Source organism: Halomonas sp. ATBC28 (assembly GCF_005937175.1).
Taxonomy (GTDB): Bacteria; Pseudomonadota; Gammaproteobacteria; order Pseudomonadales; family Halomonadaceae; genus Vreelandella; species Vreelandella titanicae.
On sequence record NZ_VCQL01000009.1, the window covers coordinates 1 to 13,714 of the forward strand.

The following is a 13,714-nucleotide window of genomic DNA, read 5'->3' on the forward strand; positions in this document are numbered from 1 at the left end:
TACGCCTGACGACCATAGCACGCGTGAACCACCTGATCCCTTGCCGAACTCAGAAGTGAAACCGCTTAGCGCCGATGGTAGTGTGGGGTCTCCCCATGCGAGAGTAGGTCATCGTCAGGCACTTATTATGAAAAATCCCCCAGGGCTGATGCCTTGGGGGATTTTTTTTGCATGGGCGTGAGGGGTAAAGAGTGAGGAGAGAGGGGGAATAGTGAGTAGAAAACGTTGGTGTAGGGGTATCTAACGAATACCCTGCTCACACCTCACACTAACGTGCGATTTTCTGGTGTTTTATGCCATATATAACAATAGCTTGTGCATTTAACATGGTATTGTTGCCACGCAGCATCTAGTATTATGCTGCACGTACCCAGAAGTAAAATCTCAGGAGGAGAAAAGGTATGACGACGCAAGTAGCCAAGAAGTTAGCAATCGCTCTATTTATGGCTTTGATGGCGGGCGGACTGATCGCTTGTGACGATCAAGGCCCTGCTGAAGAAGCGGGTGAAAACATTGATGACGCCGCAGAAGATGCCGGTGAGAGCATGGAAGAGCTCGGCGAAGATATGGAAGAGGCAGCCGAGAACTAGGCCGAGCATTTGTTTGATGAGTTAACCGAAGCAGTCGCTGAAAAGCGGCTGCTTTATTGTTTGTATCGCGTCTATTATGGTTAGCCTAAATAACGATAAAAATGAGGTGGCAACGTGCTACTACAACGCGATAAAAGCTTGCTGTTAATGGTCGATTTCCAGGCAGGGTTACTGCCGGTGATCGATGGCGGTCAAGAAGCCGTTAACGAGGCGGCTTGGCTAGGCGAAATGGCGTGCTTGCTTGAGGTGCCGGTATGGTTAACCGAACAGTCTCCAGAAAAACTGGGGGGGGCCTCAGCGTCACTGCTTGCCTGCCTAAATGACTATCAGCTCTGGCAGAAACAGCATTTTGGGGCCATGGCGGAAACTGAATTTCGTGAAGCGCTAAACGCAACGGGTAAAACACAGATTATACTGTGTGGAACAGAAGCGCACATCTGCGTGCTGCAAACGGGTTTAGGGCTATTAGAGGCAGGCTACGAGTTGTACTGGCTGAGCGACGCCTCTGCCAGCCGACGCCCGCAAGAGGCTGCGTTTGCCCGTGAGCGCGCCTGCGCGAGCGGTGCTGTGGCGGTGACGGCAGATATGGTGGCTTATGAGTGGCTTCACCGTTGCGATACAGCGCTGTTCAAAGAGGCGCACCAGCGCTTTTTGAAGCCGCGCGCGTCACGCCCCGTACGTTTCTATTAGGCCATTCGCTTTAGCGATCGGCTTCTTTACGAGTGAAAACGAAGGTATCCCCCTGGGATGCCGATGCATCGAAACGATAACCTGCCACATCGAACGCCTTGAGTTCATCTGGATCGTTGACCTGTTCCTGGATAAGCCAAGCGCTCATCAGTCCACGCGCTTTTTTGGCGTAGAAGCTGATGATTTTAAAGGTGCCGTTTTTCTCATCTTTAAACACCGGCGTAATGATCCGGGCATTAAGCTGCTTGGTATCTACCGCTTTGAAGTACTCATTCGAGGCGAGATTAACCAGCACGTTGGAGCCGCTTTCTGCAATGGCTTCATTAAGTGCAGGTGCCAGGATGGGCTTCCAATAGGCATACAGATCCTTACCGGCACTGTTAGGCAGCTTGGTGCCCATTTCCAGGCGGTAGGCCTGAATCAAATCCAGCGGCCGCAGCAGGCCATATAGGCCAGAAAGTATGCGCAGATGCGACTGTGCGTAACGGTTTTCCGCTTCGCTGAAGTTTTCTGCTTGCAGGCCGGTATAAACGTCGCCCTGAAAAGCCTGTGCAGCAGGTTTGGCATTGCTCAGAGTGAAAGGAGGGTGCCACTCCTCAAAACGCGCCGCATTCAGCCCCGCCAGTTTATCGCTGATGCCCATAAGTTCACTGATTTGCTGGGGCGAGTAGTCGCGCAAAATAGTGATCAGCGCTTGGCTGTGTTTTAGAAAGTCAGGTTGTGTCACCTGCTCTGTGGTCGGTGGGGTTTCAAAATCTAGCGTTTTAGCGGGAGAGATAACGCTCAGCATCGCATGCTCCTGGTCGTGCCCTGATAAATAAAAGCCTGATATAAGTGGGCTCAGTATACCAAGCCTCGGCAAAGGCCGAGGCTATAGCGGTGATAGCCTTATGAGAGTCGGCTGTTTTTAAGGACTGTTTGTTTTAAGGACAGGGATTGGGCATACGGCGGTGAATATCTTCGATTGCCTCTAGCACTTCGTTGTCCAGCTTGAGGCTCTCGCTGGCAAGATTGCTTTCCAACTGCTCCATGGTGGTCGCACCAATGATATTGCTGGTCAAGAAGCTGCGAGAGTTAACAAACGCCAGCGCCATTTGCGCAGGGTCTAGCTCGTGCTTTTCAGCAAGCGCAACGTAAGCCTGGGTGGCCGCCTCGGCTTCGGGCGAGGTGTAACGCTTGAAGCGCTCATACAGCGTCAAACGACCTTTGGGTGGTTGCGCGCCATTCAGGTATTTACCTGAGAGTACCCCAAACCCTAGCGGTGAATAAGCAAGTAGACCGACATCTTCACGGTGGGCAATTTCAGCCAAACCAACTTCAAAAGAGCGATTTAGAAGGTTGTAGGGGTTTTGAATAGACGCCACACGCGGTAAATCTAGCTTATCGGCAAGCTGCAGTGAGCGCATCACGCCCCAGGGCGTGTCATTAGAGAGCCCAATAGCCCGTACTTTGCCTGCATCAACCAGCTCTTTCAGCGCATCAAGCGTCTCTTCTAGCGGCGTCGCATCTTCGTCTTCGCTATGAACGTAGCCTAGCTTGCCAAAGAAATTGGTTTGACGGTCGGGCCAGTGCAGTTGGTAAAGGTCAACGTAATCGGTGTTCAAGCGCTCCAGGCTTGTATCGATGGCCTGATGAATATGCTCACGGGTTAAACGCGGGCCACTCCGTATATGGTCAAGCCCTGGGCCTGCGGCCTTGGTGGCTATGATCAGATCGTCCCTGGCGCCACGCTGCTTAAGCCAACTGCCAATATAGCGCTCAGTTAAGCCCTGGGTCTGGGCCATGGGCGGAACGGGGTACATTTCTGCGGTATCAATAAAATTGATGCCAAACGCCACGGCTCTATCAAGCTGCTCGTGGGCTTCAGCTTCGCTGTTTTGCTCGCCAAACGTCATCGTGCCTAAACAGAGTCGACTTACCTCCATGCCGGTTCTGCCAAGTGGGCGCGTTTGCATTTTTATCTCCTTACTAAGGCGGAATTGCCACAAGATAAGCCACCATTACCAGGCTGGTAAACGGCGTATGAATGGCATGTTAGCGAGGCTCATTGCAAGCAGCAAATTAATGGGGTTGAGTCGTCGCAAAGGCAGGCGTATGCTTGCCAGCCCATCGACCGGCTAAAGGCCGGTTTCTCGTGTGGTTGGCAGTTATTTTTGTGACTGCTAGCCCAAGGTTCCAACAGACGACAGGCAGGGTGGTTTGCCATGCTGCAGGCATCAACGTTGTTTACTCGGCTAGAATTTCGCCTAGCTGAACGGCTGTTTCATAATCACTGGCTGTTGCCGCGTTCACCGCGCACCCAGCGTTTAACGATGCGCTTGTTTAAGCGCTGTGCGGAAGCGGGTCACCCAGACGCGCTCTCCGTATACGGCCATATGCTGTTTCATCGCAGTCAGACGCCCCAGGACAAAGCGCGCGGAGCGCGGTACGTTCTGGAAGCTGCGCATGCCGGGGATGTAAAGTCACAGTACCAGGTGGCACAAATCCACGAACATGGCTGTGCCCAGTACCCGCGCCGTGAAGATTACGCGGTGACCTGGTACGCACGCGCCGCCCAGTCTGGGCACTATCTCGCCGCAGAGCGGCTTGCTCGCGCTTATCGCTTGGGTGAATTAGGCTTGGCGGTAGATGGTGAGCGTGCGGCTTACTGGCAGCGACAGGCGGATCAGCTGGCACTAAATAGCGTGGCCGCCGCATGAAGCGTTACCGCGTTTTGATTGAGTGAGGAAGGTTGTGTCCGAGACGCTACCCACAGTGCTAGATATTGAAGCGTCCGGATTTGGGCGCGGCAGCTACCCCATTGAAGTAGGCATCGCCCGTGCCGATGGAAGCTGCTGTGCTTTTCTCATTCAACCGCTGGAAGAGTGGACGCACTGGGATCCCAAGGCTGAACTGCTGCATGGCATCTCCCGTGATCGCCTTATTCAGGAGGGCTACCCGGTACGCCAGGTCGCCCACTGGCTGAACGATGAACTACGCGAGCTGGGTAAGGCGTACAGCGATAGTTGGGGGTACGACAATACCTGGCTGTCGCTGCTCTTCCATCATGCGGGTATGCTGCCGCGTTTTCGCCTTGAGGCGCTAAGAATTCTGCTTAGCGAAGAGCAGCAGGCAGTGTGGAGCGACACCAAAGAAGCGCTGATCGCCGAACAGGGTATTCACCGCCACCGGGCAGGTGAAGATGCCCGTTTACTGCAGCTTACCTATCAGCATACCCGCAAGCTCACCGAGCACCCGGGACGTTAGTAACTCTTCCCTCACCAGTTTTATAGCTGGGCCTCCAGCGCCTCAAGCAACTCATTGGGGGACGGTGCATCGAGCAGCATTTCGCGGGTGGGAGACGCCAAAAAGCCATGACTAACCGTGCTGTCTAAAAAGGTCAGCAGCGGCGAATAGAACTCGTCGATGTTCAGCAACCCCATCGGTTTTTCATGCAGGCCTAGATAGCCCCACGTCCATATTTCAAACAGCTCTTCCAAGGTGCCAATCCCGCCGGGTAAGGCAATAAAAGCATCGGCGTTGGCCGCCATGGTGGCTTTGCGTTCGTGCATGTTGCGCACCCGAATCAGCTCGCTCAAGCCAAAGTGGGCCTGTTCGCGCTCCACCAGGTGGTCGGGCATCACACCAATGACTTCACCACCGGCCTCAAGTGCTGCGTTAGCCAGCTCGCCCATCAGGCCAACGCGTGCCCCACCATAAACCAACGTGTGGCCGCGTTCAGCGAGGGTGCGCCCCAGTTGATTGGTGGCCTGGCGGAAGGCAGGGCTGTTACCTTCACGGGAGCCAAGATAAACGCAAATTCGAGCCATTCGTTTATTTCCTGTCGTTAAAAAATGAACGTGACTAAAACCGTAGCCAAAAAGAAAACGAGATTACTACGAGGCTTAGGTTAAAAGGGGCTTAGGGTAAACAGCGGTCTACCTGATGATGCTCATCCATCCACTGCCCAATCACATTATCACCGCACAGGTGGTGGGCGTACTGGGTGTGCAGGCAGCGTATCTGATGCCAGTTGCTAATGCCGCCAATGCCGCGTTCGGTCATCACGTTGGTGTAACCCAGCTTAGCGACTTCTTCACGCTGAGCATTACTCATATAGTCCCAGCGAGCGGTCACATAGTCGCGATGGCTCTGTTGGTAAGCCTCAAGAAATTCAGGCTCTTCCTGTAGGCGTTGTTCGAGCGCTTTGATAACCCCAACGGCTTCGATGCGGGAAATCTCAACTTTCAGAACATCGGAACAGAGCCAATACAGGGTGGGGAAGGGTTTACCATCGACAATCGGCGCCATACGCAGTACTAGCGGTGTACCTTCACCGTCGGTGGCGGCTACCGCTTCGATACCACGCGGTGCGCGGCCAAGCTGCTGGGCAATAATGGCGAGCTGACGTTCGTCAGGCGCTTGGTTGGTGCGTATCACCATTGGGTTGGTCTCTCACGAACGGTCGTCTTGAACAAATTTAGTCGAGCGGCCAACGGCACGGAAAAAGCAGCGATTGAGCTGTTCAGGCGACGCGACATAGCACCACGTCCGCTCACAGTATTCAGCGGCTCGTGCCATTAGCACGTCATAAAGGCGATTGAAGGGGGCATCATAATCGTAGGGATCGGCACCAAACAAGCGGATATGCGGATAGTCGGCAAAGCGCTCAATAAAATAGCGCTCAAGGTCTGCCTCCACGGCGCGATGCTGGGCGACGTTGTCAGGGTCTATCCAGAGGTTGTAGCGGATTGCCATTATAAGGCTCCTGTTGCCCCGGTAGTGCAGGGCAGCGTCGATCAGGCGGGCTCAGGCGCGTCTTGAAGGTGCGACATTAGCGCCTCGCGCAGGTCACCCTCAATAGGCATGGCGCACTTGGCCTGGTGGTCATACTGCACCATAACCGTATGGCCCAGGTTAGTGAGCTTGCCGTGCTGCCGCGCCTCTTGGGTGACTGTAAACGAGCTATTGCCTAATCGCGTTAAGTAAGTACGTATTTCGATATCGTGACCGTAAAACAGTTCAGCCCGGTAGTCGACTTCCATGCGCGCCATAATCAAGCGCCACTGCTTGGGGTTTAAATCAGGGGTAAAGAGTTTGAACAAGTCATTTCGGGCAAGCTCAAACCACGCTGGCAGGCGGGTGTTGTTAATGTGCCCTAAGGCGTCAGTATCGTAAAAGGCGGGCTCAATGGTACGGGTAAACATGGCTTGTCCTTGTTATTAAAAAAACAGGTTATTAGTAGGGGTAATCGCAACGGCAACGTTTAGGATTAACCCAAGCAAGCGCTTGGTCAAGCGGTGCGGCGTTGATACCACGCAATGAGTTGCATCCACCCCAACAGCCATAGCGTGGCAGCAGCGAAGCCGACCAATGTGCCCCATAGCAACCCTAGTGTGCTGTAAGTATAGGAAACACATAGCGTGTAACTCAGTAGCGAGCCAAGTCCCATCGGGTAGTGCTTGATCACCGTCGCCACCGGCGCTGCCCCATGGTTCAGGTGTAGGATCAGCAAAAAAGGCAGCATCGTGACGGGAAAGGCGGCCAACGTTCCCGCCCAGGCGGGCGGCAGCCAGTGGGCCAGACTGGTAATGGTAAATATGATCACCGTGGCAAGTGCCGCGCGGGCGGCAAGCGCCGGTAACGAAAACGTTCTGCTGGCGGGTATCCTGACATCAGTAATGCTGCGAAATAAGCCGCTGAACAGAGCAATGGCGCATAGCGTCACCAGCGTGCCGCTCAAACGCGTGAAGTTAAACTGAGCGAGCAGCGTGCTAACGGCGAGCCAGGCAACCAAGCCGCCCGCCACGCCGCCAATGACACCTTTAACGCCCGGCTGTCGTCCTGCCATCCAATAACCGGCCCCTAGCGCCATTGTGGCCGTAAAGCCCGCCAGGGTATGCACCGCACTTTGGGTCGCAAACTGAGGGGAAATTTCCAAGCCGATAAAAAATAGCGCCAAGGCCGTGCCTAACGGATAGCCCGCCAGCAGGCCCGCCATGCGCGGGCTAGCACGCACGGCAATCGCGCCTAGCCCCAGCACCATGCTGATCGAGAGCCCTAATTTCGCTAGCTGCCAAGTGAGAGGGACTTCAATCATGCGGCGTTTTCCTTGCTGTTATTGTTTGGGTACTGTCAGCCTGCGAGCTCATGAATTAAACCAAACGCAGGCCTTGCTGGTCGCGCCATGCGGCCTCAAGGGCATCTTTTAGGGGCGCTTTCAAGTGCGCGGGGAGCGCCTCCTGCGCCGCTTGGAGTGAATCAAACGAACGGTTGCGCAGCCAGCAGTAAGCCCAGGCGCAGGCTTCGGCGTCGCTATCGGGGGTCGGGCGAGCGGGCATTTGATTGAGCAGAAAGACCGCAGTGCGCGGCGCCCATAGCGGCATTTCACCTAGCTCATCCTGGCTCCACTGCTCCAGGGTGGCGCCGCTGGGCGTGGCGTCGGGTGTACCTAATTTAGCTACCCGTGCTGTTTCAGCCAAAATGAGCGCTAGCTGATCCGTATTCGCTTGCCCAAGCGAGCGCCATTGCCGCAACAGCGCCGATAGCCCCGCCCGCATCTTGGTATAAAAGTCATCTTGCGGCATGCTTGGCACAACCCCTATTGAATGAGTGAGATTTTTCATGGCCTACGATTTTGCCACGCCTGTGGAGCGACGCCACCCAGAAGGTGGCTGGGCATCGCAAAAATGGCACCGCTACGGCGACGACGTACTGCCCCTTTGGGTCGCCGATATGGATTTTCGCTCCCCGCCTGAGGTGATTGATGCACTGCAGGCGCGCGTGGCCCACGGTGTATATGGCTATGGCGAAGTGCCTGCTACGTTAACAGAAACCCTGTGCCAGTGGAGCGCCCACCACTATGACTGGCCCATTCAGCCGGAGTGGCAGCAGTGGCTGCCGGGCGTCGTGCCAGCTTTGCACCTGGCCGCGTTAACGCTGACCGAGCCAGGCGACGGTGTATTGACGGTAGCGCCGATCTACCCGCCATTTTTAGAGGTTGCAAAGCGCACCGGGCGACTACCCCAGCAGGCGATGCTGGCAGCGCCTTCAGCACCCAATGAGCCTTGGCAGCTCGATATTGATGCCTTGGAGGCCGCTATTACGCCACGTACGCGCTTGCTGCTGTGGTGCCAGCCCCACAACCCTACGGGGCGAGTGTGGCGCCATGAGGAGCTTGCAGCGCTGGCTGAGCTAGTGGAGCGCCACGACCTTTGGGTGGTCTCCGATGAGCTGCACTGCGACCTGTTATTGGACGAAGGCGCCCAGCACCGCCCGTTAGCCGCGGCATTTCCTGAATTAGCGAAGCGCACCATTACGCTATGGGCACCGTCGAAAACCTTTAACCTAGCGGGCTTAACCAGCGCCTGCGCGGTGATTTCCGACCCCGCACTGCGTGAGCGCTTTGCGGCGGCTACCAAGGGGTTACTTCCCGATGGCAACGTGCTCGGCTTGGTCGCGGCGGAAGCAGCGTATCGACATGGCGAGCCGTGGCGCCAGGAGCTGTTAAGCGTGTTACGTGAGCATCGTGGGACGCTGCAGGCACGCGTAGCGGCTTGGCCGGGCGTGCGCTGGAGTGCGCCGGAGTCGACCTATCTGGCTTGGCTGGATATGCGCGAGGCAGGGTTAGGTGAGGCGCCCTACAAGACGTTGCTGAAAGAGGCGGGAGTAGCGCTTTCGGACGGGGCGGCCTTTGGCTGCCCCGGCTTCGTGCGGCTTAACTTTGGTACCACCGCTTCCCAGCTGGAAGCGGCGCTGTCTCGTATGGATTCCCTGCTGAAGCAGGATTGAGAGCCTTCAGAAGACCTTAGTACAGCATCGCAAAGAGCTTACGGCGGTAAGCAACGGTCAGCGGGTGGTCGGCGCCCAGGGCGTCGAATACCTGCAGCAGCGTTTTACGCGCGGCGTCATCATTATAGGCGCGATCCTGCTTCATCAGTGCCAGCAGCGCCTCCAGCCCTTCATCATAATGACCGTCGGCCACTTGGCGCAGGGCGCGCTGGTACTGCGCTTCGCTATCGGTACGATCGCCCAGGGCAGCAATCTCTTCGGCTGAGAGTGCCTGCTCGCTAAACTCGATGCTGGCGCGTACGCCACGCGCAGGTGCCGCGTCGCGCTCTTCCGGGGGCAGGTTATCGAGTACTTCACGGGCCTCACTGCCGCGCCCTTCGGCCACCAATACCCGTGCGAAGGCTACCTGGTAGGCATAGTGCTCTGGGTACTGGCCCATTAGGGTTTGATAAATCTCGCGGGCAGCGGCGGTGTCACCGGCTTTAAGCGCTTCTTCCGCCTGCTCTTCAGGGGTAGGCGGCGCTTCGCCGGGGGCTGGGAAGTAGCGATTGAGCCACTCGCGCACTTCTTTCTCCGGCAGAGCGCCCTGGAAACCATCCACCAAGCCGCCCTGGCTAATCAGCTTCACATCGGGCACAGAACGCACGCCCAGTTGGCCGCCGATTTCGGGGTTTGCTTCAATATCGAGCTTGCCGAGCAGGAAAGCGCCCGCGTACTCAACCACCAGCTTCTCCAGCACCGCGAGCAGGGTGCTGCTGCTTGCGTTGGACGGCGAGTAGCAGCCCATTAGCACCGGCACCTGCATGGACGCTTCAAGCACCTGCTGAATATTGCCAGCATTGAGCTCGATAATGACATCTTCAGGGCGCACCGCCGCTTGTTCAGCGTTAGGCGCGGTAGCGTCAGCACTTCCGGTATCCGCCGTAAGCGGCTTACCTGAGCGGGGATCGATAATTTGCATGGGTAGACTCGGCATCAAAAAATGAACAATAGTTCCCCATGATATGCAGGCATTTGCCGGTGGATTCAAGGAAGAGGAGGGAAATAAAACTCACTGCTAGTGGGTATCAAGCTACGTGAACCTGATAAAGCAGAAACAGGGCGCGGTTAGGCGCCCTGGATGAGCTACTATTTTTGGCATTGTTTCTGAAATTGCTTCTGAAATTACTTAAGGAATGATGCGCTCCGCGCGTAGGCGAGCGAACAGATCGAAAAACGCCGCGCGTGTTTCACGGAAGTGATCAAAGCCGAAATCTCGCGACTTGGTGACATCGTTGACGCACTCAAGCTCGCGCCCCAGGTCGGCATCGGTGTGCCACCAGGAGGCTAACTTGCTGACATCGGCTTCGACTAGCTCGTTCTTTTCGACAATCTCGGCCCAGGTAGGCGCAATGTCGGCCATCTGGGTTTCGAGCGGTTGTGGCGTTTCCGGGCAGTCGGCTACTTCAAGCTCGAAGAATTCGCCAATTTCATGCCACAGTCGACGCCAGCGGAACACATCGCCATTGACCGTATTAAAGGCCTCATTGTGGGCACCGGGCGTGGTCGCCGCCCACTCCATCTGCCGCGCCAACACCAGCGAATCGGTTAGATCGGTCAAGGCGTTCCACTGCACCTGCGAGCCAGGGAATGTGAACGGCTTGCCCGTTGCTTTGCAGATAGAGGCGTAAACCGCCAGCGTCACGCCCATGTTCATGGCGTTACCGCGGGCATAGCCGATGACCGTGTGCGGACGGTGCACGTTCCAGCTAAAGCCGTCCCGACCCGCCTTCGCGAACATGATGTCTTCGAGGGTGTAGTAAAAGTTCTCGCCAGGTACGCGGGGCGCTGATTCACGAAACGGCGTCTCGGTTTTACCGCTACCGTAGTTCTCGAAGGCACCCAGGTACTGCTTGGTGCCGGTCACCAGCGAGACATGCGCTAAGCTTGCGCCCTGCAGAGCGTCGAGCAAGTTGTGCATCATTGCGCCGTTGGCCTCGACGTTAGCCTTTTCATTTTCGCGCCGCACCCAAGTGCAATAAAACACGTGGGTGATGGGTAGCCCCGCCAGTGCTTCCGCCGTAGCCTCTCGATCTAACAGATCGGCAGCGACGGGAATTACCCCTGCTTGATCAGAGGGGCGACGAGATAATCCATAGACACTCCACCCGCTAGCGGTGAGGTAGCTGGCTAAGTTGCCACCAGTGATGCCGGTCGCGCCGACGACTAATGCGGTGCCTTTGCGCATCGTTAACTCCTTTTGTAGACAAAATTTTCGGAACGGGCAGTGGAAATGTGCTTTGTGTCCGATGAAAAGCAGTCTGGTCGCCAAGAATCATTGCTACAATTGGAAAAATCGCAAATCTTTATTGCACTAGGAGCAACTCGATGGATCTCAATGCGCTACGCATCTTTGAGCGCGTCGCCGCGACAGGAAGTTTTACCGCCACCGCACGCCACTTTCATCGCGCCGTGTCGTCGGTTTCGCGTCAGATTGCCTCTTTAGAGGAGGCGCTTGGTCAGCAACTGTTCTATCGCCACACCCGCGCCGTGACGCTGACCGAGGCAGGTTTGCGCTACTATCAGGAAGTTCGCGAGATACTTGAACGACTCGACCTGGCGACGGAAGCGCTAACGGCCCCCAATACAGCGCCTAGCGGCGTGCTGCGCCTCAATGCTCCCGTGGCTTTCGGCCAGCGCCAAATCGTGCCGATTCTGCATCACTTTCAACGCCGCTACCCGGCGATCAAAGCCGAACTGATGTTAACCGATCAACTGACCGACCCGGTGCGCGAGGGCATCGATATTACCTTTCGTGTCGGCGAATTGGCCGATTCAACGCTGGTGGCACGCCGCCTAGCGTCAATGAACTACGTTGTGGTTGCTGCCCCCACCTATATACAGCGCTGCGGTAGGCCCAATACCCCAGATGACCTTGAACACCACGACTGCCTGCTCTACCAAGGTGAAATGGGTCGTCAGCGCTGGTACTTCCATCATGCCGAGCAGCCGCAAGCCTTTGCTTACAAAGTCGACGGCAGCCTGTATAGCAACGATGCCGAGAGCCTGGTGCGTGCCGCGCTAATGGGGCAGGGACTGGTGATGTTTCCCACCTGGCTGATCGCTGATGAGCTGGCCTCGGGCAAACTGCTGCCTCTGCTCGAAGCGTGGCGATGTGAAGTCGTGCCAGGCAGGCGCGATATCCACGTGCTCTACGCCCAGCGTCGGCTGCACACCCGCAAGGTAAGCGCTTTTTTGGATCATCTGTTTGAGATGGTTGGATCTACACCAGAATGGGATCGCTGGCGTGAGCAGCTGGCGGTGTAAGGGTTCAGGCACAAAAAAGCCGCTGCCTTTCGATAACGGCTTTCTCTGTTGTATTGGATAGCGAGATTCGCTGGCTTTGGCTTTAGAATAAAAGCGAACCGATGGCCTTCAGGGGGGGATGAGACGCTGAACCCGAGAGCTTTTCTGACTACTCTCACCGAACTCTAGGCAATAAAAAAAGGCAGACCAGTAAGTAACTGATCTGCCTTTAAAAATATTGGTAGCGGGGACCGGATTTGAACCGATGACCTTCGGGTTATGAGCCCGACGAGCTACCAGACTGCTCCACCCCGCATCAACGTGTGGCGTATTCTACAGAAGTTTTAGGTGAAGTCAATAGAGTGATTAACACGTTTGGCTTATAGCCGTTGATTATGACCTGCGGCAACATGGGGTAAGTGCAGCTATGCTTTATATAGCCATAACAAAAAGCTTACGTTGGTGCATTGTTCAAGAAAATTATGCACTAGGGTAATACAGGCGCAGTCGCGCTTATTCACAATGGCTTGCGGCGCGATGTGCGTGCTTTGAGATCCAAGTCATTTGTCATTTCAGGGAGGTAGTCAATGGCCAATCAAGCCCCCGTCGCCTGGGTAACTGGTGGAACTGGTGGTATCGGTACGGCAATTTGTCGTTCGTTGGCAGATGCGGGATATCTGGTCGTGGCGGGTTATCGCAACCCCGACAAGGCTAAGACCTGGCTAGAAACGCAGCACGCCGACGGCTATCGCAATATCGAATTGTCGGGTATCGACCTTTCTGACCACAACGCCTGCCTGGAAGGAGCCCGCCAAATCCACGACAAGTATGGCCCTATTAGTGTGTTGGTGAACTGTGCGGGGATCACCCGTGATGGCACCATGAAAAAAATGTCTTACGAGCAGTGGTACGAAGTGATTGATACCAACCTCAACAGCGTTTTTAACACCTGCCGAAGTGTCATTGAGATGATGCTTGAGAATGGCTATGGTCGAATTATTAATATTTCATCCATCAACGGCCGTAAAGGTCAGTTTGGCCAAGTCAACTACGCGGCGGCGAAAGCCGGTATGCATGGCTTGACCATGTCGCTGGCACAGGAAACAGCGACCAAAGGGATTACCGTCAATACCGTATCGCCTGGCTATATCGCCACTGATATGATCATGAATATTCCAGAAAAAGTGCGCGAAGCAATCCGGGAAACAATCCCGGTGAAGCGCTATGGCACGCCAGAGGAGATTGGTCGACTGGTTACCTTCTTAGCCGATAAGGAGTCAGGATTTATCACCGGTGCGAACATCGATATCAACGGTGGTCAGTTTATGGGCTAGTGATTAGCCCAAGAGGAGAGCGCAAACGGGAGGCTATAAGCCTCC

At 55.7% G+C, this 13,714-nt stretch carries 17 protein-coding genes, 1 tRNA gene and 1 rRNA gene; 8 read left to right on the forward strand and 11 right to left on the reverse strand.

What is annotated here, in order from left to right:
* Nucleotides 1–4 precede the first annotated feature (4 nt).
* From rrf to E0L35_RS11635, 3 genes are all read left to right on the forward strand, one after another.
* Nucleotides 5–120, forward strand: a 5S ribosomal RNA gene (gene rrf / locus E0L35_RS11625).
* Between the two features lie 281 nt (nucleotides 121–401).
* Nucleotides 402–590 (forward strand): hypothetical protein, encoded by a 189-nt coding sequence (locus E0L35_RS11630; protein ID WP_088698775.1) that lies wholly within the window; start codon nucleotides 402–404, stop codon nucleotides 588–590.
* Nucleotides 591–704: 114 nt separating this feature from the next.
* Nucleotides 705–1,280: an isochorismatase family protein gene (locus E0L35_RS11635; protein ID WP_138800368.1), complete on the forward strand. Its 576-nt coding sequence runs from the start codon at nucleotides 705–707 to the stop codon at nucleotides 1,278–1,280.
* 10 nt (nucleotides 1,281–1,290) lie between these two features.
* Here the strand turns inward: E0L35_RS11635 and yaaA are convergent, their stop codons facing one another.
* Nucleotides 1,291–2,070 carry a peroxide stress protein YaaA gene (yaaA, locus tag E0L35_RS11640; RefSeq protein ID WP_138800369.1) on the reverse strand — a complete coding sequence of 260 codons (780 nt, stop codon included), beginning with the start codon at nucleotides 2,068–2,070 and terminating at the stop codon, nucleotides 1,291–1,293.
* Nucleotides 2,071–2,203: 133 nt separating this feature from the next.
* Nucleotides 2,204–3,235 carry an NADP(H)-dependent aldo-keto reductase gene (locus E0L35_RS11645; RefSeq protein WP_138800370.1) on the reverse strand — a complete coding sequence of 344 codons (1,032 nt, stop codon included), beginning with the start codon at nucleotides 3,233–3,235 and terminating at the stop codon, nucleotides 2,204–2,206.
* 249 nt (nucleotides 3,236–3,484) lie between these two features.
* Between E0L35_RS11645 and E0L35_RS11650 the strand changes: the two genes are divergently transcribed.
* Together E0L35_RS11650 and E0L35_RS11655 are read left to right on the forward strand one after the other, a co-directional pair.
* Nucleotides 3,485–3,979, forward strand: coding sequence for a tetratricopeptide repeat protein (locus E0L35_RS11650; protein ID WP_009288545.1), 495 nt, complete (start codon nucleotides 3,485–3,487; stop codon nucleotides 3,977–3,979).
* Between the two features lie 34 nt (nucleotides 3,980–4,013).
* On the forward strand, nucleotides 4,014–4,526 hold the full coding sequence (locus tag E0L35_RS11655; RefSeq protein ID WP_027957659.1) for a hypothetical protein: 513 nt from the start codon (nucleotides 4,014–4,016) through the stop codon (nucleotides 4,524–4,526).
* 20 nt (nucleotides 4,527–4,546) lie between these two features.
* On the opposite strand, the gene E0L35_RS11660 is transcribed toward E0L35_RS11655, so the two are convergent.
* The 6 genes from E0L35_RS11660 to E0L35_RS11685 all read right to left on the reverse strand — a co-directional run bounded on the left by E0L35_RS11660 (nucleotide 4,547) and on the right by E0L35_RS11685 (nucleotide 7,846).
* On the reverse strand, nucleotides 4,547–5,089 hold the full coding sequence (locus E0L35_RS11660) for a TIGR00730 family Rossman fold protein (RefSeq protein WP_009288546.1): 543 nt from the start codon (nucleotides 5,087–5,089) through the stop codon (nucleotides 4,547–4,549).
* A 91-nt stretch (nucleotides 5,090–5,180) separates the two neighbouring features.
* Nucleotides 5,181–5,702, reverse strand: coding sequence for a DUF501 domain-containing protein (locus E0L35_RS11665; protein ID WP_009288547.1), 522 nt, complete (start codon nucleotides 5,700–5,702; stop codon nucleotides 5,181–5,183).
* 12 nt (nucleotides 5,703–5,714) lie between these two features.
* Nucleotides 5,715–6,017, reverse strand: a complete 303-nt coding sequence (locus E0L35_RS11670) for a hypothetical protein (RefSeq protein WP_007111787.1) — start codon at nucleotides 6,015–6,017, stop codon at nucleotides 5,715–5,717.
* Between the two features lie 41 nt (nucleotides 6,018–6,058).
* Nucleotides 6,059–6,466 (reverse strand): thioesterase family protein, encoded by a 408-nt coding sequence (locus E0L35_RS11675; RefSeq protein ID WP_027957662.1) that lies wholly within the window; start codon nucleotides 6,464–6,466, stop codon nucleotides 6,059–6,061.
* A gap of 86 nt (nucleotides 6,467–6,552) precedes the next feature.
* Complete coding sequence (locus E0L35_RS11680) at nucleotides 6,553–7,359, reverse strand: hypothetical protein (protein WP_009288548.1); 807 nt, start codon at nucleotides 7,357–7,359, stop codon at nucleotides 6,553–6,555.
* Between the two features lie 55 nt (nucleotides 7,360–7,414).
* Nucleotides 7,415–7,846, reverse strand: a complete 432-nt coding sequence (locus E0L35_RS11685; RefSeq protein ID WP_022520367.1) for a hypothetical protein — start codon at nucleotides 7,844–7,846, stop codon at nucleotides 7,415–7,417.
* A gap of 37 nt (nucleotides 7,847–7,883) precedes the next feature.
* On the opposite strand from E0L35_RS11685, the gene E0L35_RS11690 reads away from it, so the two are divergent.
* The gene (locus tag E0L35_RS11690) at nucleotides 7,884–9,050 is read left to right on the forward strand and encodes a PatB family C-S lyase (protein WP_138800371.1); all 1,167 of its coding nucleotides are present in this window, start codon (nucleotides 7,884–7,886) and stop codon (nucleotides 9,048–9,050) included.
* Nucleotides 9,051–9,066: 16 nt separating this feature from the next.
* Here the strand turns inward: E0L35_RS11690 and E0L35_RS11695 are convergent, their stop codons facing one another.
* On the reverse strand, nucleotides 9,067–10,011 hold the full coding sequence (locus E0L35_RS11695) for a tetratricopeptide repeat protein (protein WP_027957665.1): 945 nt from the start codon (nucleotides 10,009–10,011) through the stop codon (nucleotides 9,067–9,069).
* Nucleotides 10,012–10,218: 207 nt separating this feature from the next.
* Nucleotides 10,219–11,277 carry an SDR family oxidoreductase gene (locus tag E0L35_RS11700; protein WP_138800372.1) on the reverse strand — a complete coding sequence of 353 codons (1,059 nt, stop codon included), beginning with the start codon at nucleotides 11,275–11,277 and terminating at the stop codon, nucleotides 10,219–10,221.
* 140 nt (nucleotides 11,278–11,417) lie between these two features.
* On the opposite strand from E0L35_RS11700, the gene E0L35_RS11705 reads away from it, so the two are divergent.
* Complete coding sequence (locus tag E0L35_RS11705; RefSeq protein WP_009288551.1) at nucleotides 11,418–12,356, forward strand: LysR family transcriptional regulator; 939 nt, start codon at nucleotides 11,418–11,420, stop codon at nucleotides 12,354–12,356.
* Nucleotides 12,357–12,574: 218 nt separating this feature from the next.
* Here the strand turns inward: E0L35_RS11705 and E0L35_RS11710 are convergent.
* Nucleotides 12,575–12,651: transfer RNA gene (locus E0L35_RS11710), tRNA-Met, on the reverse strand.
* 271 nt (nucleotides 12,652–12,922) lie between these two features.
* On the opposite strand from E0L35_RS11710, the gene phbB reads away from it, so the two are divergent.
* Nucleotides 12,923–13,669: an acetoacetyl-CoA reductase gene (gene phbB, locus E0L35_RS11715; RefSeq protein WP_138800373.1), complete on the forward strand. Its 747-nt coding sequence runs from the start codon at nucleotides 12,923–12,925 to the stop codon at nucleotides 13,667–13,669.
* The last annotated feature ends 45 nt before the right edge of the window (nucleotides 13,670–13,714 follow it).

What these genes read in the sequence shown, in the direction of transcription:
- E0L35_RS11630 (WP_088698775.1), top strand. Translation starts at nt 402, where the DNA reads ATGACGACGCAAGTAGCCAAGAAGTTAGCAATCGCTCTATTTATGGCT.
- yaaA (WP_138800369.1), bottom strand. Translation starts at nt 2,070, where the DNA reads ATGCTGAGCGTTATCTCTCCCGCTAAAACGCTAGATTTTGAAACCCCA.
- E0L35_RS11645 (WP_138800370.1), bottom strand. Translation starts at nt 3,235, where the DNA reads ATGCAAACGCGCCCACTTGGCAGAACCGGCATGGAGGTAAGTCGACTC.
- E0L35_RS11650 (WP_009288545.1), top strand. Translation starts at nt 3,485, where the DNA reads ATGCTGCAGGCATCAACGTTGTTTACTCGGCTAGAATTTCGCCTAGCT.
- E0L35_RS11660 (WP_009288546.1), bottom strand. Translation starts at nt 5,089, where the DNA reads ATGGCTCGAATTTGCGTTTATCTTGGCTCCCGTGAAGGTAACAGCCCT.
- E0L35_RS11665 (WP_009288547.1), bottom strand. Translation starts at nt 5,702, where the DNA reads ATGGTGATACGCACCAACCAAGCGCCTGACGAACGTCAGCTCGCCATT.
- E0L35_RS11670 (WP_007111787.1), bottom strand. Translation starts at nt 6,017, where the DNA reads ATGGCAATCCGCTACAACCTCTGGATAGACCCTGACAACGTCGCCCAG.
- E0L35_RS11675 (WP_027957662.1), bottom strand. Translation starts at nt 6,466, where the DNA reads ATGTTTACCCGTACCATTGAGCCCGCCTTTTACGATACTGACGCCTTA.
- E0L35_RS11680 (WP_009288548.1), bottom strand. Translation starts at nt 7,359, where the DNA reads ATGATTGAAGTCCCTCTCACTTGGCAGCTAGCGAAATTAGGGCTCTCG.
- E0L35_RS11685 (WP_022520367.1), bottom strand. Translation starts at nt 7,846, where the DNA reads ATGCCGCAAGATGACTTTTATACCAAGATGCGGGCGGGGCTATCGGCG.
- E0L35_RS11690 (WP_138800371.1), top strand. Translation starts at nt 7,884, where the DNA reads ATGGCCTACGATTTTGCCACGCCTGTGGAGCGACGCCACCCAGAAGGT.
- E0L35_RS11695 (WP_027957665.1), bottom strand. Translation starts at nt 10,011, where the DNA reads ATGCAAATTATCGATCCCCGCTCAGGTAAGCCGCTTACGGCGGATACC.
- E0L35_RS11700 (WP_138800372.1), bottom strand. Translation starts at nt 11,277, where the DNA reads ATGCGCAAAGGCACCGCATTAGTCGTCGGCGCGACCGGCATCACTGGT.
- E0L35_RS11705 (WP_009288551.1), top strand. Translation starts at nt 11,418, where the DNA reads ATGGATCTCAATGCGCTACGCATCTTTGAGCGCGTCGCCGCGACAGGA.
- phbB (WP_138800373.1), top strand. Translation starts at nt 12,923, where the DNA reads ATGGCCAATCAAGCCCCCGTCGCCTGGGTAACTGGTGGAACTGGTGGT.